Raw genomic sequence first — 24,572 nt, forward strand, 5'->3', positions numbered from 1 at the left:
TAAGCGCGACGCACTCGCAGCCACCGGCTGGCGCCGGGTTCTTCAGGTTCACTTCAACTTCGCTGGTTAGCGTCTCAACGTGCGCGGATGGATTGCAGACAGCGAATGAGCGACCCAACGTCCGTTGCGTTCTTTACGCATGACGGCCTGGTCGTCGGCGGTTCCGGCCCCTACGGCAGGCGACCCGGTCGGTAGCGCGGTGCACGCCCATGTCGAACGCCACGAGGTACTTCCGCGGCGAACGTCGCAAGCGCTGGACCTACTGAACTTCTCGTTGGGCGGTGTCCGTGAGGGGCTAGGCCCCTACCTCTCGATATACCTTCTGCTGACTCATCATTGGGACCAGGCCTCGATCGGGTTCGTCTTGATGGTGTTCACGGCCACCGGAATCATCGCTCAAACCCCGATTGGCGCCTTGGTCGATAGAACACCCGCAAAGCGAGCGATGCTTGTCACCGGCGCAGTGGCAATCACCGTTGCCGCGGTGGCGATGCCGCTGGTGCCCGGCATCTACAAAACCTCGTTCCTGCAGGCGGTTACCGGAATCAGCTGCGCCATTTTCACCCCAACGTTAGCGGCGATCACGCTGGGCGTCGTCGGCCCGCGGCTCTTCGCCAGGCGGATCGGGCGCAATGAGTCGTTCAACCACGCCGGTAATGCGTCGGCCGCCGTCGTTGCGGGCGGACTCGCCTACTTTCTTGGCCCCGTGGTGGTGTTCTGGCTATTGGCTGGGGTGGCCGCGACCGCGGTGGTTGCCACGCTGCGCATCCCGCGTGAAGCAATCGATCACGAGGTTGCGCGCGGCTTGCCCACGGCACCCGAACAACAGCACAACCAGCCGTTCCGATTCACGGTGCTGCTGCACAACCGCAGGCTGACAATCTTCGCGGTGGCAATCGTGGTGTTTCACTTCGCCAACGCCGCCATGCTGCCGCTGGTTGGTCAGCAGCTTGGGTTGCACAACAAGCAGCTCGGCACCACGCTGATGGCAGCCTCCATCGTCGCGGCGCAAGCGGTCATGGTGCCGGTGGCCTATCTCACCGGGATCAAGGCCGACACCTGGGGACGCAAACCGATCTTCCTGGCCGCCTTCGCCGTGTTGACCTGCCGCGGATTCTTCGACTCGCTGTCAGACAACTCCTACTGGCTTGTCGGTATGCAGCTACTCGACGGTGTTGGAGCGGGCATCTTCGGGGCCTTGTTTCCACTGGTCGTCGCCGACGTCACCCGCGGAACCGGCCGCTACAACGTCAGCCTCGGAGCGATCATTACCGCGTGGGGCCTCGGGGCGTCACTATCGAACTTGGTCGCCGGCTGGATCGTCGTCGCCTTCGGCTACCACGCGGCGTTCATGTCGCTGGGCACCATTGCCGGCGCCGGCTTCGTGTTCTACCTCATCGCGATGCCGGAAACAGGTGGGCTCATCGAGACGCCCACCCGGCCGTTTTCGTCACCGGGGGCGTCGACGAAGGTCGACCAGCACCATCGACACCAGATCGAAGCGCCCGTGTATGGCTCCTGCCGTGGTGACGAGGCTCTTGGCCCGCATAAACCAGCCACGGAACAGCCCGACACCGCCTGCCAGCTCGGCTGCACTGACTGCAGCCGCACGGCGCAGCTGGCCACGCGATCCTTGGCAGCCCCCTCAGGTGATTGCCAGGAAGAAGTCTGGACGAGATCGTTGCATCGCGATAGTAAACGATATATCGTTCCGAATGGAAAGAACGCTGACCCAGATCAGAATCGGAGAGACGACATGACCGAACCACAGGCACCCGGCGCGCGGGGGCGCGGGCGAGCGAAGCAAGAGCACACAGATGAGATCACCGACCCCCTGATGCCCGACGCCCCCGTCGGCGATGGTGGCGACGATCCAGTCGAACTCGAAGCCGTTCCCCAGCACCGGCTTGCACGGCAACAAGCACGGTCGAAACACGACGTATCGGACTCTGACGACATCGGCCTTTACCCGGGCGATCGTCAACTCGACTGGGACCACGACGACGAGGCTGAGCTACCCGCGTACGACGAGGAGTCCGAATTCGACGCCGACTACGACGACGAGTCCGATTTGGACTTTGGCTTTGGCCCCGGTGGAGGTCCTGGCCACCATCCGGGCCCCGGCCACGGGCCGGGCCCCAGACTCGCCCCCGGCCCCAAACACGGCCCCGGCCATCACCCAGGACCGCCCCACGAACATGGCCCCGGCGCAAAGAAAGCACCCGGCAAGAAAGCACCCGGCAAGAAAGCACCCGGCAAGAAGGCACCCGGGCCAAAGAAACACCCCGGCCACCCGCCACCACCGCCCCACCTGCACGGCCCCGGGCACGGCCCCGGGCACGGCCCCGCGCACGGCCCGGGCGAATTTGGACCCGACCCGGATTTTGGCCTCGGGCCCGGGACTGATTTCGGTTTCGGGCCCGGCCCCGACTTTGGCTTCGGCCCGGGCCCCGCGCGCGGCCGCCGGGGTGGGCCTGGCCCCGGCCGCCGCAGCCGCCGCGGTGACGTTCGCGCGGCAATCCTGACCTTGCTCACCGACCGCCCCATGCATGGCTACGAAATGATCCAGGAGATCGCCGAACGCAGTCAGGGTATGTGGCGGCCCAGCCCCGGCTCGGTGTATCCGACACTGCAGCTCCTTGACGACGAAGGACTGATCGTCGGCTCCGAAAGTGAGGGCAGTAAAAAGCTTTTCGAGCTGACTGACGAAGGGCGTACTACGGCCGACAAGATCAAGACCCCTCCCTGGGCGCAGATGGCCAAGGGCGTCGACTCGAGTCAGGTCAACCTGCGTACGGCCGTGAATCAATTGCTCGGCGCGGTGGCGCAGTCCGCTTACGTGGGCACCGCCGAACAGAAGCAGCGCATCCTCGCCATCCTGAAGAACGCCCGTCGCGAGATCTACACGCTGCTCGCCGAAGCCGACTAGCCGCGACGGCGCCTGTACAGCGGGGCCGCCTGGGGGACGCGCACCGGCCACGCGCGTCCCCCAGCCCGTGGTCGGGGATTTGTGTCCTCCACCCCGCCCCGTATCCCATTCGCGACACCCCGAAACCGAGGAGTAGTCATCATGCAGCAGCGCGTGCTAGCCGCGACCGCAATCGTGTGCGGAGCGCTCGTAGTGGCGACCGGTGTCGGCCACGGCCTCGCCCACGCCGATCCACCTCCGCCCTGCCCGGGGGGCGCGCCGGGCGGCCCCCCACCGCCGGATTGGGGGGCACCACCCCCGCCACCACCGGGCTTGGGACCGCCACCGCCGGGCTGGGGACCGCCGCCACCACCACCGGGCTGACCGACATCCGGACTGGGCGAAACCCGTTGTGGCACTGCCCCTCCCCCGACCTGGACCCCGATCCGGATCCCTCACCCCGGTGGGCTCCCATCGGACCGGCTCAAGGCATAGAGCATGCAGCCTTTCCAAAGCCTCACGGTTAAAGGTGCGAGGCGCGGCCAGTCAGCGGAACGCAGATCCCTGCTCGCGATCGAGGTAGGTATCGGCCTTGTTCTTGATGAAGAACGTGTAGACGATCAGCGACACCGCGATACACGCGGTCACATAGCCGATGAACATCGGCACCTGATCGCGTGCCTTAAGAGCCTGGTAGATCAGCGGCGCGGTACCGCCGAAGATCGAGTTCGCCAACGCATAGCCAACCCCGACGCCAAGTGCGCGCACGTGCGCGGGGAACAGTTCGGACTTGACCAGCGCATTGATCGAGGAGTATCCGGTCAGAATCACGTAGCCGACGGCGACCAATAGAAACGACGCTGCCGGGGAACGCGTTTCGGGCAGATAGGTAATGAGGACGTAGGTGTAGCTGAGCCCGCCGACACCGAACCACAGCAGCAAAGGCTTACGGCCGACCTTGTCGCTGATCATCCCGCCGACGGGCTGCAGCATCATCAAGAAGATCAGGCCGAATAGGTTGAGCCAGGTGGCGGTCATCGGTTGCGAACCATAGACGCTCTTGACGATCGCAGGTGCGTTGACGCTGTACGTATAGAAGGCGACAGTGCCACCCAGGGTGATCAGGAAACACAGCAGTAGGGGCTTCCCATAGTGGGCGACCAGTTCCCGGATCGAGCCGGAGTCGCGGTCCCGACCGGCCTTGATCGCGGTTAGGCGTTCCTGGCTGAGCGATTCGTCCATGGTGCGCCGCAACCAGAACACCACGATCGCTGCGACACCGCCTACGGCGAAACCGATGCGCCAGCCGAACTGGTGAACCTGTTCGGGGCGCAGCACCGCCAGGATGACCAGCAGGGTGAACTGGGCGAGCACATGCCCACCCACCAGCGTCACATACTGAAACGACGAAAAGTAGCCGCGCCGCTCCCGCGTCGCCGCCTCGGACATATATGTCGCCGACGTGCCGTACTCTCCGCCGGTCGCGAATCCTTGGATGAGCCGGCACAAGATGAGCAGGATCGGCGCACCGACACCGATGCTCGAGCGAGATGGCACCAACGCGACGATCAGCGAACAGGCCGCCATCAGCGACACGCTGAACGTAAGCGCGGCTCGGCGGCCACGGCGATCGGCGAATCGCCCGAAGAACCACGAACCGATGGGCCGGGTCACGAAGGTGACGGCGAAAACCGCGTAGACATACACCATCGAGTTGCGATCGGCCTTATCGAAGAACTGGTCCTCGAAATACGTGGCGAACACGGTGTAGACGTAGACGTCGTACCACTCGACGAGATTGCCCGACGATCCGCGGATCGTGTTCCAGATGGCCCTGCGGGTCTCGGTCCGGCTCGAATGCGTTGGGGGCGCGATCGAAGCGGTCATGTTGTCCTCCGCGCGATTCGCATCGTCGGGTCGGTCGACGGTCACCATGGTGGCCGACGCTATCGCCCTCGGCGCGGTCCGCCGAACCGGGCACAGTCGAGCGCCGCTCACGGGCCCCAGCCTGGCCGATCTCACCCGACTTACCCCACCGGCCGCTCATTAGTGCAACTAATTTCGTTGAAGTCCCTGTGAGCCATAGGACTCCGCGATCGGTTAATGTAGCGTTCAGCTCGTGTTCAGGTGGATGGGACCTCTGACCGAGCCGTGGATGCATTTGCCCGCACAGTTTGGTTGTCCAAGTGGACCTAAGCCATTTCGCGGTCCGTTGTGCACTCGCATTCATTGGACCAGACGCCAGCAACGCCTGTGATGCGCAGGAGGTAGGCGATCAGATCGCTTGACTACCAATCAATCTTGATCTCCCGAGTCGATGCTCGGGCTAATGGGGAGGAATACGCGCGTGGGTTTGACGGCACAACCAGAAATGTTGGCGGCGGCGGCTGAGAGACTCGGTTCCCTGGGTGCAACGCTAAACGCCAGCAATATCGCTGCAGCCGGCCCGACATTGGGTGTGCTGCCCCCAGCCGCCGATGAGGTGTCGTTGCTGCTTGCCACCCAGTTCCGTGCGCATGCGGCGATCTATCAGCAGGTCAGCGCCAAGGCCGCGGTGATCCACGAGCGGTTTGTGACCACGCTGGCCACCTGTGCTAGTTCGTATGCTTCCACCGAGGAAGCCAACAAGATGGCCGCGAGCTAGCTTGATCTGACCAAATCCGGGCAGCGCTAAGCGAAGGAAGAACAGTGGGCGATTTCGAGCTACTACCACCGGAGATCAACTCCACGAATATGTATTCCGGTTCCGGTGCGGAGTCGCTGCTGATCGCGGCCGGGATGTGGGACCAACTGGCTGCCGACCTGTATTCCGCCGCGGAGACGATTCAATCGGTGGTTTGGGGAGTCACCACGGGATCGTGGATGGGTGCGTCGTCGGGCTTGATGGCGGTGGCGGTCGCACCGTACGTGGCGTGGATGAACATCGCCGCGGCGCAGGCCGAGCTGACCGCCGACCAGCTCCGGGCTGCTGCGGCGGCCTACGAGGCGGCATATGAAATGACAGTGCCCCCGGAGCTGGTTGCCCAAAACCGGATCCGGTTGGCGATGCTGACCGCGACCAACATCTTCGGGCAAAACACTACGGCGATGGCGGCCGCCGAGACCGAATACTGCGAGATGTGGGCCCAGGACACGGCCGCGATGTACGGCTATGCGGCCGCAGCTGCGATCGCTACCGATACGTTGACGCCATTCGAGGAAGCCCCGGAGATCACCAACGTCGGTGGGCTCGCCTTGCAGGCCGCCGCAGTGAACGAGGCCTTCGACTCGGCGACGGCCAACCAGCTGATGAACAATGTGCCCGAGGCCCTGTACCAGCTGGCCCTGCCCGCACAAAGCTCCGGGCCGCTTGGCAAGCTGGGTGACGTGTGGAAGGCCATCACACCGCACCTGGGCCCGGTCAGCAACATCGTGTCGATCCTCAACAACCACGTGGGAATGGCCGGTTGCGGTGTGTCGATGCTCAGCACCTTGAGCTCGCTGTTCAAGGGGATGGTTCCCGCGGCGGCCGAGGCCCTGGAGGCCGTGGCAGAAACCGCGGCAGAAACCGGGGTCAGCGCGCTGAGTTCGCTGGGCAGCGGGCTGGGTTTGCAAGGCGTGGGCAGTGGTGTGGCCGCGGGCTTGGGCAAGGCGGTGACGGTCGGCTCGTTCTCGGCGCCGCCGGCCTGGAATGCGGCCACCGAGGCGGTCACACCCGCGGCGCGGGCGTTGCCGCTGGCCAACCTGGTCAGCGACACCCAACCAGCACCCGGACACATGCTGGGCGGGTTGCCGGTGGGGCAGATGGCCAGCGGTGCTGGCGGCGGGGTTAGCAACACGCTGCGGGTGCCGGCGCGGGCCTATGTGATACCCCGCATACCGGCCGCCGGCTAACAACTCCTGGTTTGCAGCCGCGACGGTCGCGCGTTTCCCGGCGGTGTCGGCGTTGTTCCCCGTAGTTGTTGGCGCGCCCTGGCACTCTTAGGCCAAGGGATCCGACTCCCATATCCCTCTCTCGTTGGGGCGGACCCCGCGACATCGAGGGGGCGCAATGGCATTCGAAAAGCCAGCACCGGTGACGGAGTTGACGCAGGAAGTCCGATTCGCGACAACCATGACGGGCGGCGTCAGCCTCGCGATCTGGATGGCCGGTGTCACGCGGGAGATCAACTTGCTCACGCAGGCGTCACAGTGGCGCAGGCTCGGCGGAACGTTCCCGACCAGCAGCCAACTCACCAACGAGTCGGCCGCTTCGCTGCGCCGCTACGCGCAACTCATCGACCTCCTCGACCTGGTTGTCGACGTCGACATCTTGTCCGGGACAAGTGCAGGCGGCATCAACGCGGCGTTGCTCGCGTCATCGCGGGTCACCGGGTCTGATCTAGGTGGGCTCCGCGACCTGTGGCTCGATCTCGGCGCCCTGACCGATCTCCTGCGAGATCCGCGCGACAAGAACACACCGTCCCTCTTGTACGGCGACGAACGCATGTTCGCCGCGCTGGCCAAGCAGCTTCCCAAACTGGCGACCGGGCCGTTCCCGCCGACGGCCTTCCCGGCGGGTGCGCGCACCCCCTCCACCACCCTGTACATCACCACGACGCTATTGACCGGTGAGATAGGCAGATTCACCGACTCGTTTGGCACTCTCGTCCAAGACGTCGATCGCCGCGGTCTGTTCACCTTCACCGAGACCGACCTGGCGCAGCATGACACGGTTCCGGCACTGGCGCTGGCCGCTCGCAGCTCCGCGTCGTTCCCGGTTGCGTTCGAACCCTCCTTCCTCCCGTTTACCAAGGGAACCCCCAAGAAGGGGACCAAGAATGCGGAGGTGCCGGCTCGACCAGCGATGGCGCGCTTCACCAACCTCACCCGGCCGCACTGGGTTACCGATGGCGGCCTGCTCGACAACCGGCCAATCGGCGTGCTGTTCAAGCGCATCTTCGACCGTCCCGCCCGGCGGCCGGTTCGCCGGGTGCTTCTGTTCGTCGTGCCGTCTTCCGGACCCGCACCCGACCCGATGCATGAGCCACCACCGGACAACGTCGACGAGCCACTCGGGCTCATCGACGGGCTCCTCAAGGGTTTGGCCGCGATCACCACCCAGTCGATCGCGGCCGACCTGCGCGCGATCCGCGCCCATCAGGACTGCATGGAGGCGCGCACAGATGCCAAACTGCGGCTTGCAGAGCTGGCGGCGACGCTTCCCGACGGCACCCGCCTGCTCACCCCGTCCCTGCTGACGGACTACCGGACCCGTGAGGCAACCAAGCAGGCTCACGTGCTCACCGACGCGCTGTTGCGCCAGCTCAGCACCTGTCCGCCGGACGCTGGCCGGGCCGCCGAAGGACTGCCCAAGAACTGGGAATCCGAGCTCACCGTCGGCGGTGACGCCGAGAAGGTGTGCCGGCGTCGGATCACCGAGACGATCCTGCTGCGTTGGTCGCAGCCGAGGAACCAGCCGCTCCCGCAGACTCCAGCAGACCTGGCCCGGTTCGGCCAGTCGGCCTACGACCTCGCAAAAGGATGTGCGCTCACCCTCGTCCAGTCGGCGTTCCAGCTGGCACGCGCCGATGCCGATGTCGCTGCCTTGGCGGAACTCACCGAAGCGGTCCACCGGGCATGGCGACCGCCCGCGCCGCTCGATCTGGGTGCGCTGGTCCGGACGGTGTGTAGGAGACCGGCAGTCCGACAAGGGACGCTCGAGAACGCCGCCGACCTGCTCGCCGCGGACTATCTCGAACAATCCACGGTGAACGAGGAAGCCTGGGACCGGCTCGGCGCGGTCTTGGTGAACGCCTACCCGGGCTTGACGCAACTTGCCGCCGGAGCTGCAGCGGACACGGGTGCCCAGGCAGACTCTCCAGTCGCGCGGGACCACGTCGCAGCCGGTCAGCTGACCACGTACCTGACCTATCTGGGGACCTACCAGGGGCGTGCCGACGACCCGCGCAACTCGCGGACCATGGCATGGAAGCTATTCGACCTGGCCACGACGCAGCGGGCGATGCTTCCGGCCGACGCGGACATCGAGCAAGCCCTGGAGCTTGTGCAGGTCAGCGCCGACACCCGCAGCCTGCTCGCCCCGGACTGGCAGACAGCCCAGCAGAAGCTCACCGGCATGCAATTGCATCATTTCGGTGCGTTCTACAAGAGGTCGTGGCGTGCCAATGACTGGATGTGGGGCCGACTCGACGGAGCCGGATGGCTCGTGCACGTGCTACTGGATCCGCGCCGGGTACGCTGGATCGTCAAGGAGCGTGCCGATACCACCGCGCCAGAGAGCCGGGCACAGTGGTTCCTGCGTCAACTCAAAGAACTTGGGGCACCTGACTTTCCGAGTTCGGGATATCCGCTGCCAGCCGTCGGCGGCGGGCCGAGCCAAAACTTGACCGAGGACATGCTGCTCGACGAGCTTGGCTTCCTGGACGACCCCACAAAGCCAATACCCGCCAGCATTCCCCGGACATCGCTGTGGCTGTCGCAAGCGTGGCAGCACCGGATACTCGACGAGGAATTGGACGGGCTGGCCAACACGGTGCTCGACCCGCAGCCGGGCAAAATCGGGGACTGGAGCCCGGCGAGTTCACGAACCTGGGCAACGAAGGTATTGGCCGCGAACCCGGGGGACGCCAAATACGCTCTGCTGAACGAAGATCCGATCGCCCGGGAAACGTTCGCCAGCGACAAGGGCTCACCGCTCATGGCGCACACTGTCGCGAAGGTCGCCGCGACTGCCTCCGGAGCGGCCGGCTCGGTCCGACAGTTGCCCAGCGTTTTGAAGCCACCGCTGATCACGTTGCGAACACTGACCCTCAGTGGATATCGAGTGGTGTCGTTGACCAAAGGCATTGCCAGGTCGATCATCATGGCTGGCGCCGTGCTGCTCGTGCTCGGCATCGCGGCCGCGATCCAGTCCGTAACCGCGTTCGGAGTCACCGGCCTGATCATGGCCGGCACCGGTGGCTATCTCATCGTGATGGGCACCTGGCAGTTCTCCAGCAGGCTACTTTTTGCTCTGTTGTCTTTCTCCGTTGTCGGCGCGGTGCTTGCGCTGGCGACACCCGTGGTGCGCGAATGGCTGTTCGGCACCCAGCAGCAGCCCGGCCTGGTGGGCACTCACGCGTATTGGCTGGGCGCCCAATGGTGGCACCCGCTGATCGTCGTCGCAATCATCGCTTTGGCGGTTGCCGTGATCGCAGCGGCCAGGCCAGGACGAAGGTGACGGCGAGCCACACACGCTGGTTACATCGCATGAAGTCCGTTGTAGAGGACCAGCAAACCGATCACGACCAAGATGACGGCGAGCATCCCCGCATGGTTTTTTTCCATCCAGTCTTTGAGTCGTTCCAGCGAATCGTCGAGCCGGTCACCGGCAGCCAGGTACGCCAGTATTGGGATGGCGACGGTGGATGCGGCCAGCGCGACAAAGAATGCCGTGTAAACCCAGGAGCCCGCGGCGCCGTGCCCGCCGCTGCCGATGGCCAATCCGGCCGCCGCGCAGATGATCAGCACCTCGGGTCTTACCACCACCAGCACCGCACCTACCACCCCCGCGCGGGTCGGGGTGAAGCTGGTGAAGGTGCGCATCCAGCCGGGCATTTCGGTGCTGCGATGCCGGGTCAGCCATCGGACGACGCCGAACACGATCAACGCCGACCCGAGGACCACTCGCAGCCAGGATGCCCAGGCCGGCGGTGTTTTACGCAACCCACCGAGTACGCCGGAGGCCGCAACGAAGACGGCGGTCACCGCGGCCAAGCCGAACAGCCAGCCGACCAGGAAGGCCAGGCTGCTCGGCCGCGGCCGCGGCGTGTGTAAGACCAATACGGCCGGGATGACCGACAACGGCGAGAGCGCAACGACCAACGCCAGCGGCACCAGCCCGGTTAGCACGGAAAACCAATGACCTGTCACGGGCAGCAATTTTCGCATTGACACCGCCCGGTGACCACCGAGCGCGCCGCATACTCAGGGGACTAGCGGCAAGCCTCGATAGTCTGGGCGTCGCGTGCGATGATCCGGCGTGGTGGTCGCAAGATCCGTCGAACACCAGGGGGAAGGATCAAGTGGCAAGTCGGATTCATCTTGGGCACATCTTTCACCTCGCCGACGCTCCACTGGTGACGCATGCCGCCAAGGCGCTGGTGTCGATTTCCGAAGGCGCTCTGATAGTTGGTGATGACGGCCTTATCCAATTCTGCGGAGAAGCGGCGGACGTCCCGTGGCGTTTCCAATCCGCGACCGTGTCGGATCACCGGCCCGGCTTTTTGCTTCCAGGCTTCGTCGACACCCACGTGCACTTCCCACAGACGTACGCGGGCGCCGCATACGGTGGGGGGCAGCTGCCGGAGTGGCTGACCCGGTGCGTGTACCCTGCGGAAGCCCGTTTCGCCGATCCGGCGTTCGCTCAGCCGGCGGCGGTCGAGTTCTGTGACCGACGCATCGCGACCGGAACCACCGCCGCCATGGTCTTCGGATCCGCGTTTCCCCATGCTCAAGATGCCTTGTTCACCGAAACGCAGCGCCGCGGACTACGCCTGGTCAGCGGGCGCGGCATCCAGACCGCAGGCCCAACGGCGGCCGCACCGTTGATGACGTCGGAGCAGGACGCCATCCGGCTGGCCCGCGAGGAAATCGACAAATGGCATGCGGCTGACACCGGCCGAGTGAGCACCGCACTACTGCACGTCGCGGTCGCCCCGCGATATTCGCTAGCGGTGACCCCATCGACCTTGAAAAGGCTTGGCGATCTGTATGACTCAGTGCGAGATCGCGGTGTTTACTTCCACAGCCACCTCAACGAGAACAATCGGCCGGGCACCGGCGAGGTGGCTGCAACCAAACAGGCATACCAAGTCGACTCATATCTGGACACCTACGACGGCAAGTTCCTGCCCGGGTCGGCGGTCGGCGGTTCAAGCATGCTCGGCCGGCGCAGCATATTGGCGCATGCGGTGCACTGTCAGGACTCCGAACTCGAGCGAATGGCCGAGACCGGCACCTCCATCTCGCACTGCCCGATCTCCCAGCAGTTCCTGGGCTCGGGCACCATGCCGTGGCTGCGGACGGTGGAGTCCGGTGTAAACATCGCCGCCGGAACGGATTTCGGTGGCGGAGATGAGTGGCTTATCCCGCAGGTCGTCGCCGCTGCGTACAAGGTGCACATCTCGGAACCGGGCACCGCCGGTGTTTGTATGCATCCGGCCGAAATGCTGTTTATCGCGACACTCGGCGGCGCGCGCGCACTCGACATGGAGGATCGGTTCGGCAACTTCGATGTTGGCAAGGAGGCGGACTTCGTCGTAGTTGACCCGAGACGCACCCCGGCACTCAACGCCGCGCTGAACCACGGCGTGCGCTCAGACGATGCCGAAATTGCCCGTGACCAGACGCTGTTCGGGTTGTTGATGGGAATCCGCGAGACGTCCATCGCCGAAACGTATGTGCAAGGGCGCCGGCTTGGGTGAGCCACCAACGACGTGATCTGATGGTTTCGACGTCCGAGTGCCCCGGGAGAGAAGATGCGCAGGTACATCAGCGGAAGTGCCGGCGCTGCTGCGGCCGGACTGGTCGCGGCGGTGCAGATATGGGGCGCCGCACCGAACTCACCGGTGAGCGAAGTCTCGCTCACCGACGCGAGCAAAAGCATGTGCGGTGCAAATGTCGTGTGCCCTGGCGCTCCGGCCCCCGACGGCGGTGACCAAGCCAGCGCGGAGCAGCGGATCATCGACGGCTACATCGCCAAGCAGGTCGGCTGCACACCCGACTTGTCACCCAACCCACAGTCGATCACCTGGGATCCCCCCGGCTTCACACCGAATGCCGGCGGCTCAGGAGAAGTCAACGACGCCGACCCGCGACTGGGTGGCCACTTCCTCGCCGACTACGTCAACGGCCGCTGGCACATCGACTACATGTACTGCTGAGCTCAGCCCGGCACAGGCTCGCCCTGACAGAACTGCGACGCGAAATCCACCGTCACGGTCGACGGCGTGCTGAACCGAGCTGCGAGGGTGAGCTGCGGATCCACCGGTGGTTGATCGAGCCCCAGTCGCTTTACCGCGAGGTTGATCTCCACGGTGTCGGGCGCAGTTCTGCGAGCATTGGTGTCCCGGTCCGGCCGCATGTTCGGCTCGGCGTTGTTGCTCGCGGCGGGCTTTCTGATCGCAAGGTCGTCGGTATCCTCTTGCGGGCCCAGCTCGACGAACTCTGCCCCGTTGTTGGCGATGGTGTACGTCAAGAGGTAACCGGCAAAGCCAGACCCGAGCGAACCCGATGGCGACGGCGGCAGCGGCTCGGCGAATCGAACTACCAGCCGTAGGACATCGCCCCGGGGATGCGAGACGTCCACGGCGGCCACGGAAATGGTCGCGGGCGGTTTCGGCCCGAGCCGCAACTGGCAGCTCAGTCGCTTCGGCAGCTGCGACCAGTCGTCCCGCGCCGGCCTGACCCACGCGTAGACCGCGACACCGACCATGATCAACACCAGCACGGCGGGAAGTGTCAACCGCAGGCCGACCGGCATCCTTAGCCACCAGCGCCGGAGACGATCGGCGAACACGCCCAGCGGCAATCGTGGTGCACAGGGATCGGGCCGACGATGTCTGGTCCAGTCGTCACCGTCCCAATATCGTTGCCCCGCGCAACCGTCGGGATCGGAATACCATCCTGCCGGCGGCGAAGTGGCCACGTGGTGCTCCATTCAACGGTCGGGAAGGGGTCGGATGCGGCGCCGCCCTCACGGACTACGGCGGCGAGTCGAACACCTCCGGCAGCGGGTCCAGGATCTGCACGTGGTCGCCCTGCCAAGCAAACCCCACGATCGTCAAGATGCCGTCTTGGCAGCCGTCACAGCTCTGCAGCGTCCGATAGCTCAGGACCACGATGTCGTTCGTGGAGGCCGGACCGATCAAGCTGGTGAATGGGTAGGCGCTCGGCGTTGCGGTTCCGACGAACTTTCCCCGATGAAACATCAGCGCCTGGTCGGGGGAACTGTTGGTGGCGTCTTGCACCGTCACCAGCACCGCGGACAGGTCGACGCACGGGTCGTAATTGCTGTCCTCCGGTGTGCTATTCCAGGACCTGCCGGTTTTGGAATCGGGCGGAAGCTGGGCGAGCGCAGCGCGTACGGCCGCTGCTTCATCCGGGCCACACGGCGCCGCTGGTGCGTCGGCTGCCGGGGAAGTGGGGCGCGGCGAGACGGCGGTCGTTGGCGGGGGCGTTGGGACCGCGCGTGGCCGGGCCCGGTGCATGCCCGCGTATGCAATGACCGCGGCAGCGACGCAGGCCAGAACCAGCGACGCCACCAGCCACACGGTGCGCCGAGACCGGCGTTGGGCAGGAGGCGTCGTATCGACGTCGTCGGACGGCTGGTATGCCGGCGGAGGCCAGTCGGGATCAATCTCGTGAGACACCTGATGCTCCCGGTCCCCTCCCGCTGGCTCCCGATACTTCCCGAGCTTGGCGAATTGTAGCCAGAACGTGCTGGTAGCGGAAATAAGCGGGCCGTCTCGGTCGTGCCGCCGGGCCGGGTGAGCCTGACCACATCCAGCATTCTGATAGCTGGCTTCACAGCAATCTGTCCCATACTAGACGTCATGCAGCAAGCGACGGCACCGCAAACCGCTGGCAACGCGCCGGTGGGTTCGATGGTGCCTGGTCGAGGCATGTGATGGCACGTTCCCGGGGCAATCGCCCGCGCCATCGTGCTGTGCGCCAACCGTCGCGGATCCGCCGGCCGCTGGCGCGGGGCCTGATGACGCTGGTGTCGCTGGTTGCGGTGGTGATGACCGGGGCGGGGTATTGGGTAGCCCACGGCGCGCTGAGCGGCATCACCATTTCGCAGGCCCTTACCGCCGAAGATCCCCGTTCCAGCGACAACAACATGAACATCTTGCTCATCGGGCTGGACTCCCGCAAAGACCAGGAAGGCAACGACCTGCCCTGGTCGATCTTGAAGCAGCTGCACGCGGGTGACTCCGATGACGGCGGCTACAACACCAACACGCTGATCCTCGTGCACGTCGGTGCCGACGGCAAAGTGGTCGCCTTTTCGATCCCCCGCGACGACTGGGTGCCCTTCACCGGCGTTCCGGGATACAACCACATCAAGATCAAAGAGGCGTACGGGCTTACCAAGCAATACGTTGCACAGCAGCTGGCCAACCAGGGTGTGGGCGACCGGAAAGAACTCGAGACCCGGGGCCGTGAGGCCGGCCGGGCCGCGACCTTGCGCGCGGTGCGCAGCCTGACCGGCGTTCCGATCGACTACTTCGCCGAGATCAATTTGGCCGGTTTCTACGATTTGGCCCAGACTCTGGGCGGCGTTGAGGTGTGCCTGAACCACGCCGTCTACGACTCGTACTCCGGGGCGGACTTCCCCGCCGGGCGCCAGCGATTGAATGCGTCACAGGCGCTCGCCTTTGTCCGGCAGCGTCATGGCCTGGACAACGGGGACCTGGATCGCACCCACCGCCAGCAGGCCTTCCTGTCGTCGGTCATGCGGGACCTGCAGGATTCGGGCAGCTTCACCAACCTGGACAGGCTCGACAGCCTGATGGCCGTGGCACGCAAGGATGTCGTGCTGTCCGCCGGCTGGGACGAGCACCTTTTCCGCCGAATGGGCGACCTGGCGGGCGGTAACGTCGAATTCCGGACGCTGCCCGTAGTGCGCTACGACAACATCGACGGCCAGGACGTCAACATCATCGACCCGACCGCGATCCGGGCTGAGGTCGCGGCCGCATTCGGCAACGCGTCAGCAACCAAAGCCACCGTCGCCAAGCCCGACCCGGCCACCGTCGTCGATGTGGTCAATGCCGGCAGCATCAGTGGACTGGCCAGCCAGGTGTCCAGTGCGCTGCGTAAGCGCGGCTACACCGCGGGTCAGGTGCGCGACCGCGAATCCGGCGATCCATTCGCCACCACGATCGAGTACGGCGCCGGCGCGAAAGCCGACGCCGAGAACCTAGCGGACCTGCTCGGTATCGACGCCCCCTACCAACCGGATTCCGCCCTGGCGCCCGGCCACATCCGCGTGACCGTGGATACCAACTTCTCGCTGCCGGCGCCCGACGAGGCCGCGTCCACCGCGACGTCCACCAAGACCGGCACATATCCGATGTACAGCGATGACACCGCCAGCTACCCGACGCCCGACCAAGGGGCACCCATCGACGGCGGCGGCGTTCCCTGCGTGAACTAGGCCCCCATTAAGCGTGCGTACCGCCATCGATGCGGATTTCGGTGCCGGTGATGAACGCGCCATCCTCGGACACCAGCATGGCGATCACGCCGGCGACGGCGGACGGATCGGCCATTCCGGCGCCGCTGGACTGCTCCGTGGTGGGCAGGATCGGCAGCAGCCTGGCAAACAACTTCCAGTTGGCGTCCTGCGGAATGTATCCCCCGGTGGCGTCGGTGATCCCGGACTTGATGCTGCCCGGCGCCACACAGACGGCACGTAGCCCGTCACTTGCGTACTCGAGCGCCAAGGCATGGGTGAACGCCGCAACGCCGCCTTTGCTGGCGGAGTAGGCGGCCATGTACGGGTGCGCGAAGGAAGCCGACGTCGAGCTGAAGTTCACGATCGTGCTGCGCGGGTTCTTCAGCAACGCCGGCAGCGCTTCGCGGACCACCAGAAAGGTGCCGGTCAAGTTGACAGCGATGATCTGATTCCACTGCTCGGTGCTGGTCTGGTGGGTGTGTGCGGCACGCAAGATGCCGGCCGCGTTGACCAACGAATCCAGGCCGCCGAGCGTGTCGACGGCGCGGCGCACGCCTTCGGCCACCGACTTCTCCTCGGCGACGTTCATCTCGAACGTGGTGAGCCGATCGGCTGATCCGGCCTCCTGCGCCCGGTCCCGCGTCGTGCCCAGGCCGTGCGCGGCAATGTCGGCGCCGACCACCGCGGCACCCTCGTCCAACAGCCGCAGCGCGCTGGCCGCGCCGATCCCCGACCCCGCGCCGGTCACCAGGATCCGCTGGCCTTCGAGTCGCTTCATGGCCTCAGACCACTCCGCGCAACCCGTCGGGACCGAACACCGGTTCCAGCATCGGGGAGAAATCCGGGCCCCGGCGCAAGATGTGGCCGCCGTCGACGTTGATGATCTGTCCGGTGATCCAACTGGCCGCATCGCTGAGCAAGAACATTGCCAGGTTCGCGACGTCTTCGACCTCACCAATCCGCGGCAGCGGCGTGCAGAGCCGGTAGTCCGCGCTCAGCTCCGGCGACTGGGTCACGGGCACCACCAGATCAGTGCGGATCAGGCCCGGACGGATGCCGTTGACCCGAACCCAGGACGGGCCGAGTTCGTCAGCGGCCAGCTTCATCATGTGGTCGACGGCCGACTTGGTGACCCCGTAGGCCCCAAACCAGCGATGGGTGTTGCTGGCCGCGATCGACGAGATACCGACGAACGAACCGCCGCCGCCGCGCACCAGCTCACGGGCGGCGTGCTTGAGCACGTACATGGTGCCGTTGACGTTGAGGTCCACCGTGCGCCGCCAGGCCTGCGAGTCGATCTGGGTGATCGGCCCAATGGTCTGAGACCCGCCCGCACAATGCACCACACCGTGGAGCCGGCCATGCCATGCCGTTACCGCGTCCACCACGCGGAGGGTCTCGTCCTCGTCGGTGATGTCGGCCGGCTCATAGCAGATCGTTCCTGCCTTGAGCGCCGCGATGTCTTTGACGGCGGCCGCCAGCTTGTCCGGATTGCGTCCGACGATCATGACGGCGGCTCCGGCCGCGACCAGGCCGGCGGCCACCCCCTTGCCGATACCGCTGCCGCCCCCGGTGACCAAGTACGTCCGGTCTTGGAAAGAAAGCTGCACTTGAGCCCCTCACGCCGAAACTGAAACAGGTTCTAGCCATCGAACCATGCGCGGGTCGGCGCGGACACCACCTCCCCCGCCCCCAACTGGTCGGTCACCTATGCGGTATCTACCGGGCTACGGCGTGTCGCGGCGAGCCAGCTTGGTCGGCTTCGCCGTGCGCCAGTCCTCGACATCGGGCGGTAGGCCGACCGGGTATCTGTTCTCGTTATGAGCCGCCCAGTGGGCGTGTCCCAACTCGTGAACATGGAACGCGTGTCGCAGCGCCTCAGTGAATCCCATTGCGTCCGAAGCGGCGTTTACCGAGTCCTTGATCAACAGTGCTGCCATCGTGGGACGCTCGGCGATACGCCGCGCGAACTCGAACGTCTTTTCCTCCAGCTCGTCGACCGGGAAAACCTTGGACACCATGCCCAGCCGATAGGCCTCATCCGCGTCCAGCGAATCTCCGGTCAAAAGTAGCTCTTTGGCCTTACGCGGACCGAATTCCCAAGGGTGCGCATAGTATTCGACGCCCGGCATACCCAGCCGTACCGCCACCACGTCGCTGAACCGAGCGTTGTCGGCGGCGACGATCAGATCGCACGCCCAGATCAGCATCAGGCCCGCGGAGATCGCGTTACCCTGCACCTGCGCGATGGTGATCTTGCGCAGGTCGCGCCAGCGGCAGGTGTTTTGGAAGAAGAAGTGCCACTCCTGCAGATACGTCTTCTCCATGATCGCGTCCCGGGTGCCGCCGTGCGACCGAAAGGTTGGATGCTGCGCGGGCCCGGGTTTACGCTCCAGCAGCGCTGCGTCCGAGCCGAGGTCGTGACCGGCGGAAAAGTTCTTGCCGCGCGCTGCCAGGATCACCACGCGGACGGTGTCGTCGGCCTCGGCGCGGCAGAACGCCTCGTCGAGCTGAACGAGCAGGGTGCGATTCTGGGCGTTCTGGGCCTCGGGCCGGTTGAGCCAGATTCGGGCGATACGCCCCTCGTCGAGGGTTTCATAGGCCACCAGCTGATCAGCGGCAGCGCCGTCCGCCTTGACGCCGGCTTGGTCGGAGACTGTCATTCCGCCCACCTCAGTTAGTCGTCAGATCCCACCTTATTTACACATTACGGCCAGGGTGTAAGTGGATGCCCGCTGGGTTGGTCGCCGCGCTGGGCTGGCAACGGCGCCATCGGTAGGCTCGACCCAAGAATTCATCGGAACAAGAAATCGGGGACCGAGTTGGCGAGAACTGATTCGGCTCGAGTGTCATGGCAGCGACTACAACGCGCCGATGGTCCGCCCGCCGTGATTTGCATACGGCTGTTGGTGGGGTTGGTGTTCCTCAGCGAGGGAATTCAGAAATTTCTGTACCCGCATCAACTCGGTCCGGGTCGCTTCGAGCGGATCGGCATCCCCGCCGCCACGTTTTTCGCCAATCTGGACGGGGTGGTCGAGATCGTCTGCGGCATACTGGTCCTCCTGGGTCTGCTGACCCGGGTCGCGGCAGTTCCACTTCTCATCGACATCGTAGGTGCGATAGCGCTGACCAAACTCCGAGAACTGCAGCCCGGCGGGTTTTTGGGGGTGGAAGGCTTCTGGGGCATGGCCCACGATGCCCGGACCGATCTGTCGATGTTGCTCGGATTGATCTTCCTGCTGTGGGCGGGCCCCGGCCGTTGGTCATTAGATGCGCTACTCACCAAACGCGCCACGGCAGCGGGTTAGCGCGCGGGATAACCCGCGCCGGGTCGCGCACCTCCCCCTCAGAACGCCGTCTCGTGCGCGGACTCGCGCACCGCGGTGGGCCAGCGCAGCCGCACCAGCAAGTCACCGGGCAGATCTGTGTGCCCGTCCAGTCGCTGTATTGACAAGGGATTCAGTGCCAGCAGCGCCGCGCGGTGGTTGCCATGCTGGGGAACCAGGCCTGGCGGCGGGGCGCCCCGCGGCTCCGCGCTGGTCCGGAAGGCACACGCGGCCGCCAGGGTGCGACCGGTTCCGTTGCCGGCGATTTCCAGCGCTGTCCAGGTCTCGCGCGCCGGATGGCACCGGATCGCGGCCAGGGTTTCGGGCAGCGCGTCATCGACGCTGATCCGGTAGGCCGCTACACAATCCCTCTTGCCAGTTGCCGTCTCGCGCACGACCCCGCGCCAGCTCTCGCGCGCCGATCGCGCGACCAACGGCGGGACGTCGCCGGGCTCAGCCGTGCTGGCCGCCCATCCGACTTCGCGGAGCTGCTCGGCGAGCCGGCGAGCCGCGACCTGAGTGGTCTGGTGCAACGGGATGCGCGACGAGCGGGCCTGCAGCGCCGCCAGGTTGTCGACGGCTGACACCGTCAGCCCGATCCAGGTCTCCCAAATTTCAGTTTCGATGTCATGGTTGGTAATTCGGATCCGCTCAGCGCGGATGCCGTAACGATTTAGATACCCGGCGATCAGCGGCAACGGAAGCGCGTCCGGATTGGCCGTCAGCGGTCGGATGCGTATCAGTGCGGTCGTCTGAACGTCGATTCCCGCTATCCGCCCGGACCGTCGGTGGCCGAATCGTCGCCGGCGGCGGGACATCGCCAGCCGGCGGCCCAGGATCGTGGTTAGGTGCACGCCGCGCCACCACGCCAACACCACGATCACAACGACGACAGCGACGCCGAGCACCCATTGCTCGCGTGTCGACCGCCAGGGACAAGCCAATGTCGCAGGCACCGCGACCAGCAGTGCCAGTGTCATCCGGCCGGTGCCCGGCCAGACACTGGGAAACCGCCTTGCGGCTGCGTCGAACCTCACAAAGGCGGTGTCCCCTCATCGCTCATCGAGTGGCGGCCGCGATGCCGATATCACGACGTACGCCACCGCCCGGGAGGCCTCGTCGCCGGTTAACCGCCCCATTTGGCGGCTTCGGCCCCGTCGCGGGCCAGCATGGCCACGGTGTTGGATTCATGGCTGCTGGCCATCGAGTGGTAGGCGCGTATCAGGTCCTCCACGGCAAAGTTCCATCGCGTTTGCCAGCCCTGATAGGTCGACCCGGTATCCCCCTGCCAGGCACGCGACAGTACCGCCTGCTCGCTGGCGATATCGGCCCCCAAGCTCTGCAGCGTGCCCGCATAACCCGACATGTCCCCGGCGTGCGCCATCATCGCCGGGTAGTTGTACATGATCTGCGACATCACAAACCCTTTCAGAAACCCGTGTAACTGGACGCCGCGGCCGCATCGGCGGCCACATAGGTGCCCGCGGCCTCACCCATGTTGGCCTGCGCGATATCCAACAGCATGTTGCCCCTCGAGGCGGCCGCCACGAACCGGGCATGGGCGGCTTGAAACGCCCCTTGATGAAACGCTTGCGCCGACATCGCCGACTCCTCGGCCTGACTAATCGTGTGCCGCATCAACCCCGCCTTGGCGGCAAACGCCGACTGCGACGCCACCAACTGCGGAATATGGGCATCCAACAAACTCATCATGCTCCTCTCGTTTTAGGTTGCCAATTGCTCGCTATCACGTTGCGAAGCCGACCTAACCCTCCTCAACTCGCCACCCGCGGTCCAGCAGGGAACTCATCGCTAGCCAACGTGGTCAGCCCGGCGGGCTGGGTGAGCGTCTGCTTCCGCCACCCCGATCCGAAGGCGCCACCGATTCCGGTGCACCCGCCGGAGCGGCAGCAGCGGCGAACGGCGCCCCAGCCAAGTTCATCTGGGACGCAACGAGCGCAACTAGCGGGTTTGGCAACGCAGCGGCCAATCCGGTGGTGGTGCCTGTGCTCCCCGAAGGCGTTGACCATCGCGATGATGTTGCCGATCGGGTCCTGTCGGAAAGGGCGTCTTCCTTCAGCACCGGCAAGTTGGAGTCAAGGTAGATTTCCGCCAGAAGCTTGCCGAATTCCCGGATCAGGTCCCAGGGGGACTCCTCGGTGCTCATCGCAGTCGCGGCCGGGATCCGCATCCGCAGACGGTCGGCCTCGTTGGGCGCGATCGGGATGACATTGATCCATGTGGAGACGTACTCGACACTCAGCGACGTCCACACCGCTGCGACCGGCACCTCCGGCGGCGGAGCTTCCCAGGCCGGTGCGGTCATAAGCCACCCTGGATCAGGTACGTCGACGCAGCCGCGGCGTCACCGGCCGCATAGCTGGCACCGGTTTCACCCAGCCCAACCCCGGAACGCCAAAGCTCCTCGGCCCCTTCAGCCGCCACCGCGACATACTCATTACCTATCGCGCTGAACCCAACCGCGCTCCGCAACGACACCGGATCCGCGGCCGGCGGCACCACCGACGTGAGCAGCGGCGCCGCAGCGGCCTCCGCGGCCGCCAACCGAGCGGTCAACGCTTCCACCGCAGCGCTCGCAGCCGCCAAACCTTCAGGAATCACCCGGAGCACCACGCGCATCTCCCTACGAGTAGGGGCTATCGCCGGGCGGTGATGCAGGCAGCGACTGCCCGGGAAACCCAAGTTGTCAGGTATCACGTCCGCGACGCTGGGTGACGCTTCAGCCGTAATGCTCACCAGCCGCATGCGAAGCCACCAGGGTTAAATCATCCCAACCTGTGCGACGGGCTGAAGCAAATCGCCCTGCCTATCGTCCGCATTTCCGTATGACGTGTACAAAATGTCCCAACGCGAGCCAAACTTTGTGGCAAATTCGCCATGCCAAAGCGTTATGCGCCCTGTCGCCCGGGAGGTCGTAAACCCAGATTGTTGCCGGTGCCAGGCCGACGCCGGTGCGTCCGCAACGAATGGCCGGTATCACCGAGATTGCGCACCTAGGTTACCCTCCTGAAATGGCCAGACAGTGACAAATTCCCCTTTGTCGAATTATTTTACAACAAGCATACAGCAAATTCTCAGCGATTCGCCCGTACGCTTCAAGGGTTGCGTGATTCCATAAACATGGACAGCCCCAAGCACTGGCCCCGCGCTCCCCGGGCGCGGGACGAACGGCTATCTGAAGACGTTGTCACGTTGCAGTGCAAGCAGATCGCCGCAGCGACCAGCACGCTCGAGGACATTCCGTGCCCCGCCGAACGGACACAGGTTGACTCTAGAGAAGGATGAACAGAATTCATTGCTGCGCCGCTTCGATTTATGTCAGCGCGAACTTCGAAGGTGCGATGCGCCTCACATTGCAACGGGGCGTGAGATATTGGACATGAGCGCAATGAGCTATAAATTGGGTAGAGCTGGATTGCCTATTCGCACGCGTGCTGCGGCTACCGCACTTGGGGCGTGCAGATTTCGCGGATTTCCAGACGGGGATAGACAAACACCTATTCACGTTCCGGTCGCCGAGGTCCTGCACGATGCGCAGCTGGGCGCCGGCAAGCTGGCGAGTTACCTCTTCGCCGCGAAACGTGGCGTCACGGAAATCGGCGAGGCAATGGTGGTAGCAGCGTTGGTAGTCCCGAGTCGCGCACTGCATAAGTTGGGCGCCAACTACCCCGCGGCGCAACGCTACCGCGCCCCCGATGGCCTGCGGCAGGCCAACCTCGATTTCACCAGTAGTCAACCGCTTGAACACGGAGCGAGCGCTGCCTTCGGCTCCACAAAGGCAACAGGAGCGAGCTATGTCCCAGACCACACGATTCCCCAGCGAGGCTGAACCGGTTGCTTGGGAGCAGCCGTCCGAGCGTACCCGCGAATTGATCCGGGCAGGAGCCCGCATCGCGCTCAATCCTCGGCAAGAGTGGCTCGACCGCCTCGACTGCGCCACCGTGGGGAACAACGCGGCAATCGCCAAGGATCCGGTCCTGGCAGCGGCCGTTCGCCGCGCTAGCCGCGCCAACGTGTTGCACTGGGCGGCGGCCAACGTGCACGAACCCGGTGCCCCGGTGCCAGCCAACCTCGGCCCCGCGCCGCTTGCCTTGGCTAGGGATCTGGCGCGCCGCGGCCTGGACTCGGCGGCCGCTGAGATCTACCGCGTCGGGCAGGACGTGGCCTGGCGGCACTGGATCGAAATCGCGTTCGGGCTCGGGGCCCAACCGGAGGAGCTGCGGGACTTCCTGGTCGTGTCCTTCTTGTCCATCAGCCAGTTCGTCAGCGCCACGCTCGCCGCAATCGCCGCTCAGGTTAAGTTGGAGCACCATCACCTGGCCCTGGGCACCGATGCCGAACGTCGCGAGATCGTCGAGGCGATTCTGGATTGCGCCCCTATCGGCCACCAATGCCCCAATGCGAAATTGGGCTATTCCTTGGATCGATCCCATACCGCCGCGATCCTGTGGAATGACGAGTTCATTGGCGACTACATCTACCTGGACCGAGCCTGCGATGCCTTCGGCCTCGCCGTCGGAGCGCCGCGGCCGCTGACCGTCGCCGCTACCGCGGCCACCCGCTGGTTGTGGGTCGCCGACGCCGCCAGCCTCGACGTCGTAGCAATTGAGCAGGCGCTCGACTGCGCACCCGGGGCACGCATCGCCATCGGCCCTACCGCGTCCGGAATCGAAGGCTTTCGGCGCAGCCACCATGATGCGCGAGCCACTCAGCGCATGGTGACACGCCTGCAATCGGACCAGCGGGTGGTGTTCTTCGCCGACACACAATTGGTCGATTTGATCACCCAAAACACAGCAGCCGCAAACGAATTCATCAAAAGCACCCTCGGGGAATTCGAGTCAGCCAGCCCCGACCTCCACGCAAGTCTGTTGACATACATCTACCAACAATGCAACGGCTCCCGGTCCGCCAAGCTCCTGCACACGCACCGCAACACGTTGCTGCGCCGGCTCGAATCGGCCGAGCGGATGCTGCCCCGTCCCCTGTCCGAAACCTACATTCACGTCGCCGTCGCCCTAGAGGCTTTGCAGTGGCGGGGCAACAACACGAGTCAGGCATAGCAGCCTCGGCCGCCACCGGCTACCGAGCTTGCCCGTTGGGCGACTCGGCG

Annotated in this window: 21 protein-coding genes and 1 pseudogene; 10 read left to right on the forward strand and 12 right to left on the reverse strand. The window is 65.2% G+C overall.

The window, feature by feature from the left end:
* Positions 1-199: 199 nt before the first annotated feature.
* Together AADZ55_RS20730 and AADZ55_RS20735 are read left to right on the forward strand one after the other, a co-directional pair.
* Positions 200-1,456 (forward strand): annotated as a pseudogene (locus AADZ55_RS20730) (MFS transporter); the annotation flags it as partial.
* An 855-nt stretch (positions 1,457-2,311) separates the two neighbouring features.
* Positions 2,312-2,929, forward strand: coding sequence for a PadR family transcriptional regulator (locus AADZ55_RS20735; protein WP_085327645.1), 618 nt, complete (start codon positions 2,312-2,314; stop codon positions 2,927-2,929).
* Positions 2,930-3,454: 525 nt separating this feature from the next.
* Here AADZ55_RS20735 and AADZ55_RS20740 read toward each other — a convergent pair.
* Positions 3,455-4,795 carry an MFS transporter gene (locus AADZ55_RS20740; RefSeq protein WP_085324205.1) on the reverse strand — a complete coding sequence of 447 codons (1,341 nt, stop codon included), beginning with the start codon at positions 4,793-4,795 and terminating at the stop codon, positions 3,455-3,457.
* A 460-nt stretch (positions 4,796-5,255) separates the two neighbouring features.
* Here AADZ55_RS20740 and AADZ55_RS20745 point away from each other — a divergent pair, with 460 nt between their 5' ends.
* The 3 genes from AADZ55_RS20745 to AADZ55_RS20755 all read left to right on the forward strand — a co-directional run bounded on the left by AADZ55_RS20745 (position 5,256) and on the right by AADZ55_RS20755 (position 10,109).
* Positions 5,256-5,552, forward strand: a complete 297-nt coding sequence (locus AADZ55_RS20745) for a PE family protein (protein ID WP_119184905.1) — start codon at positions 5,256-5,258, stop codon at positions 5,550-5,552.
* 44 nt (positions 5,553-5,596) lie between these two features.
* Complete coding sequence (locus AADZ55_RS20750) at positions 5,597-6,781, forward strand: PPE family protein (protein WP_085324171.1); 1,185 nt, start codon at positions 5,597-5,599, stop codon at positions 6,779-6,781.
* Positions 6,782-6,938: 157 nt separating this feature from the next.
* Positions 6,939-10,109, forward strand: a complete 3,171-nt coding sequence (locus tag AADZ55_RS20755; protein ID WP_085324170.1) for a patatin-like protein — start codon at positions 6,939-6,941, stop codon at positions 10,107-10,109.
* Between the two features lie 20 nt (positions 10,110-10,129).
* Here AADZ55_RS20755 and AADZ55_RS20760 read toward each other — a convergent pair whose 3' ends face one another.
* The gene (locus AADZ55_RS20760) at positions 10,130-10,819 is read right to left on the reverse strand and encodes a GAP family protein (RefSeq protein WP_085324169.1); all 690 of its coding nucleotides are present in this window, start codon (positions 10,817-10,819) and stop codon (positions 10,130-10,132) included.
* 134 nt (positions 10,820-10,953) lie between these two features.
* On the opposite strand from AADZ55_RS20760, the gene AADZ55_RS20765 reads away from it, so the two are divergent.
* Positions 10,954-12,354 carry an amidohydrolase family protein gene (locus AADZ55_RS20765; protein WP_085324168.1) on the forward strand — a complete coding sequence of 467 codons (1,401 nt, stop codon included), beginning with the start codon at positions 10,954-10,956 and terminating at the stop codon, positions 12,352-12,354.
* A 54-nt stretch (positions 12,355-12,408) separates the two neighbouring features.
* Positions 12,409-12,813 carry an integrase gene (locus AADZ55_RS20770; RefSeq protein ID WP_085324167.1) on the forward strand — a complete coding sequence of 135 codons (405 nt, stop codon included), beginning with the start codon at positions 12,409-12,411 and terminating at the stop codon, positions 12,811-12,813.
* Between the two features lie 2 nt (positions 12,814-12,815).
* Here AADZ55_RS20770 and AADZ55_RS20775 read toward each other — a convergent pair whose 3' ends face one another.
* Together AADZ55_RS20775 and AADZ55_RS20780 are read right to left on the reverse strand one after the other, a co-directional pair.
* A complete protein-coding gene (locus AADZ55_RS20775) occupies positions 12,816-13,589 on the reverse strand; it encodes a DUF2510 domain-containing protein (RefSeq protein WP_085324166.1) in 774 nt (257 codons plus the stop codon).
* A 43-nt stretch (positions 13,590-13,632) separates the two neighbouring features.
* Positions 13,633-14,301, reverse strand: coding sequence for an LppP/LprE family lipoprotein (locus AADZ55_RS20780; RefSeq protein WP_085324165.1), 669 nt, complete (start codon positions 14,299-14,301; stop codon positions 13,633-13,635).
* A 257-nt stretch (positions 14,302-14,558) separates the two neighbouring features.
* On the opposite strand from AADZ55_RS20780, the gene AADZ55_RS20785 reads away from it, so the two are divergent.
* Entirely contained in the window at positions 14,559-16,091 is a 1,533-nt protein-coding gene (locus AADZ55_RS20785; protein WP_085324164.1) for an LCP family protein, read from the forward strand.
* A 7-nt stretch (positions 16,092-16,098) separates the two neighbouring features.
* Here the strand turns inward: AADZ55_RS20785 and AADZ55_RS20790 are convergent, their stop codons facing one another.
* From AADZ55_RS20790 to AADZ55_RS20800, 3 genes are all read right to left on the reverse strand, one after another.
* Positions 16,099-16,890, reverse strand: coding sequence for an SDR family NAD(P)-dependent oxidoreductase (locus AADZ55_RS20790; protein WP_085324163.1), 792 nt, complete (start codon positions 16,888-16,890; stop codon positions 16,099-16,101).
* 4 nt (positions 16,891-16,894) lie between these two features.
* Positions 16,895-17,722 (reverse strand): SDR family oxidoreductase, encoded by an 828-nt coding sequence (locus AADZ55_RS20795; RefSeq protein ID WP_085324162.1) that lies wholly within the window; start codon positions 17,720-17,722, stop codon positions 16,895-16,897.
* Positions 17,723-17,839: 117 nt separating this feature from the next.
* Entirely contained in the window at positions 17,840-18,775 is a 936-nt protein-coding gene (locus tag AADZ55_RS20800; RefSeq protein WP_085324161.1) for an enoyl-CoA hydratase, read from the reverse strand.
* Between the two features lie 183 nt (positions 18,776-18,958).
* On the opposite strand from AADZ55_RS20800, the gene AADZ55_RS20805 reads away from it, so the two are divergent.
* Positions 18,959-19,420 carry a DoxX family protein gene (locus tag AADZ55_RS20805; RefSeq protein WP_085324160.1) on the forward strand — a complete coding sequence of 154 codons (462 nt, stop codon included), beginning with the start codon at positions 18,959-18,961 and terminating at the stop codon, positions 19,418-19,420.
* A gap of 38 nt (positions 19,421-19,458) precedes the next feature.
* Here AADZ55_RS20805 and eccE read toward each other — a convergent pair whose 3' ends face one another.
* The 5 genes from eccE to AADZ55_RS20830 form a co-directional block, all read right to left on the reverse strand.
* Positions 19,459-20,418 (reverse strand): type VII secretion protein EccE, encoded by a 960-nt coding sequence (eccE, locus tag AADZ55_RS20810; RefSeq protein WP_085324159.1) that lies wholly within the window; start codon positions 20,416-20,418, stop codon positions 19,459-19,461.
* 146 nt (positions 20,419-20,564) lie between these two features.
* Entirely contained in the window at positions 20,565-20,855 is a 291-nt protein-coding gene (locus AADZ55_RS20815) for a WXG100 family type VII secretion target (RefSeq protein ID WP_085324158.1), read from the reverse strand.
* Positions 20,856-20,866: 11 nt separating this feature from the next.
* Complete coding sequence (gene esxG / locus AADZ55_RS20820) at positions 20,867-21,148, reverse strand: type VII secretion system protein EsxG (protein ID WP_341286237.1); 282 nt, start codon at positions 21,146-21,148, stop codon at positions 20,867-20,869.
* Positions 21,149-21,263: 115 nt separating this feature from the next.
* Positions 21,264-21,764 (reverse strand): hypothetical protein, encoded by a 501-nt coding sequence (locus AADZ55_RS20825; RefSeq protein ID WP_085324157.1) that lies wholly within the window; start codon positions 21,762-21,764, stop codon positions 21,264-21,266.
* Positions 21,761-22,072: a PE family protein gene (locus AADZ55_RS20830; protein ID WP_085324203.1), complete on the reverse strand. Its 312-nt coding sequence runs from the start codon at positions 22,070-22,072 to the stop codon at positions 21,761-21,763. Before AADZ55_RS20830 ends, AADZ55_RS20825 begins: the two co-directional genes overlap by 4 nt.
* Positions 22,073-23,253: 1,181 nt before the next feature.
* On the opposite strand from AADZ55_RS20830, the gene AADZ55_RS20835 reads away from it, so the two are divergent.
* Entirely contained in the window at positions 23,254-24,522 is a 1,269-nt protein-coding gene (locus AADZ55_RS20835; protein ID WP_085324156.1) for a PucR family transcriptional regulator, read from the forward strand.
* Positions 24,523-24,572: the final 50 nt, after the last annotated feature.

Source organism: Mycobacterium decipiens (genome assembly GCF_963853665.1).
In the GTDB taxonomy this organism is placed as follows: domain Bacteria; phylum Actinomycetota; class Actinomycetes; order Mycobacteriales; family Mycobacteriaceae; genus Mycobacterium; species Mycobacterium decipiens.

Bases quoted from the DNA above. Each gene is read 5' to 3' on its own strand.
- AADZ55_RS20740 (WP_085324205.1), bottom strand. From the start codon at position 4,795: ATGACCGCTTCGATCGCGCCCCCAACGCATTCGAGCCGGACCGAGACC.
- AADZ55_RS20755 (WP_085324170.1), top strand. From the start codon at position 6,939: ATGGCATTCGAAAAGCCAGCACCGGTGACGGAGTTGACGCAGGAAGTC.
- AADZ55_RS20760 (WP_085324169.1), bottom strand. From the start codon at position 10,819: ATGCGAAAATTGCTGCCCGTGACAGGTCATTGGTTTTCCGTGCTAACC.
- AADZ55_RS20770 (WP_085324167.1), top strand. From the start codon at position 12,409: ATGCGCAGGTACATCAGCGGAAGTGCCGGCGCTGCTGCGGCCGGACTG.
- AADZ55_RS20775 (WP_085324166.1), bottom strand. From the start codon at position 13,589: ATGGAGCACCACGTGGCCACTTCGCCGCCGGCAGGATGGTATTCCGAT.
- AADZ55_RS20785 (WP_085324164.1), top strand. From the start codon at position 14,559: ATGGCACGTTCCCGGGGCAATCGCCCGCGCCATCGTGCTGTGCGCCAA.
- AADZ55_RS20790 (WP_085324163.1), bottom strand. From the start codon at position 16,890: ATGAAGCGACTCGAAGGCCAGCGGATCCTGGTGACCGGCGCGGGGTCG.
- AADZ55_RS20800 (WP_085324161.1), bottom strand. From the start codon at position 18,775: ATGACAGTCTCCGACCAAGCCGGCGTCAAGGCGGACGGCGCTGCCGCT.
- eccE (WP_085324159.1), bottom strand. From the start codon at position 20,418: ATGACACTGGCACTGCTGGTCGCGGTGCCTGCGACATTGGCTTGTCCC.
- AADZ55_RS20815 (WP_085324158.1), bottom strand. From the start codon at position 20,855: ATGTCGCAGATCATGTACAACTACCCGGCGATGATGGCGCACGCCGGG.
- esxG (WP_341286237.1), bottom strand. From the start codon at position 21,148: ATGAGTTTGTTGGATGCCCATATTCCGCAGTTGGTGGCGTCGCAGTCG.
- AADZ55_RS20825 (WP_085324157.1), bottom strand. From the start codon at position 21,764: ATGACCGCACCGGCCTGGGAAGCTCCGCCGCCGGAGGTGCCGGTCGCA.
- AADZ55_RS20835 (WP_085324156.1), top strand. From the start codon at position 23,254: ATGTCCCAGACCACACGATTCCCCAGCGAGGCTGAACCGGTTGCTTGG.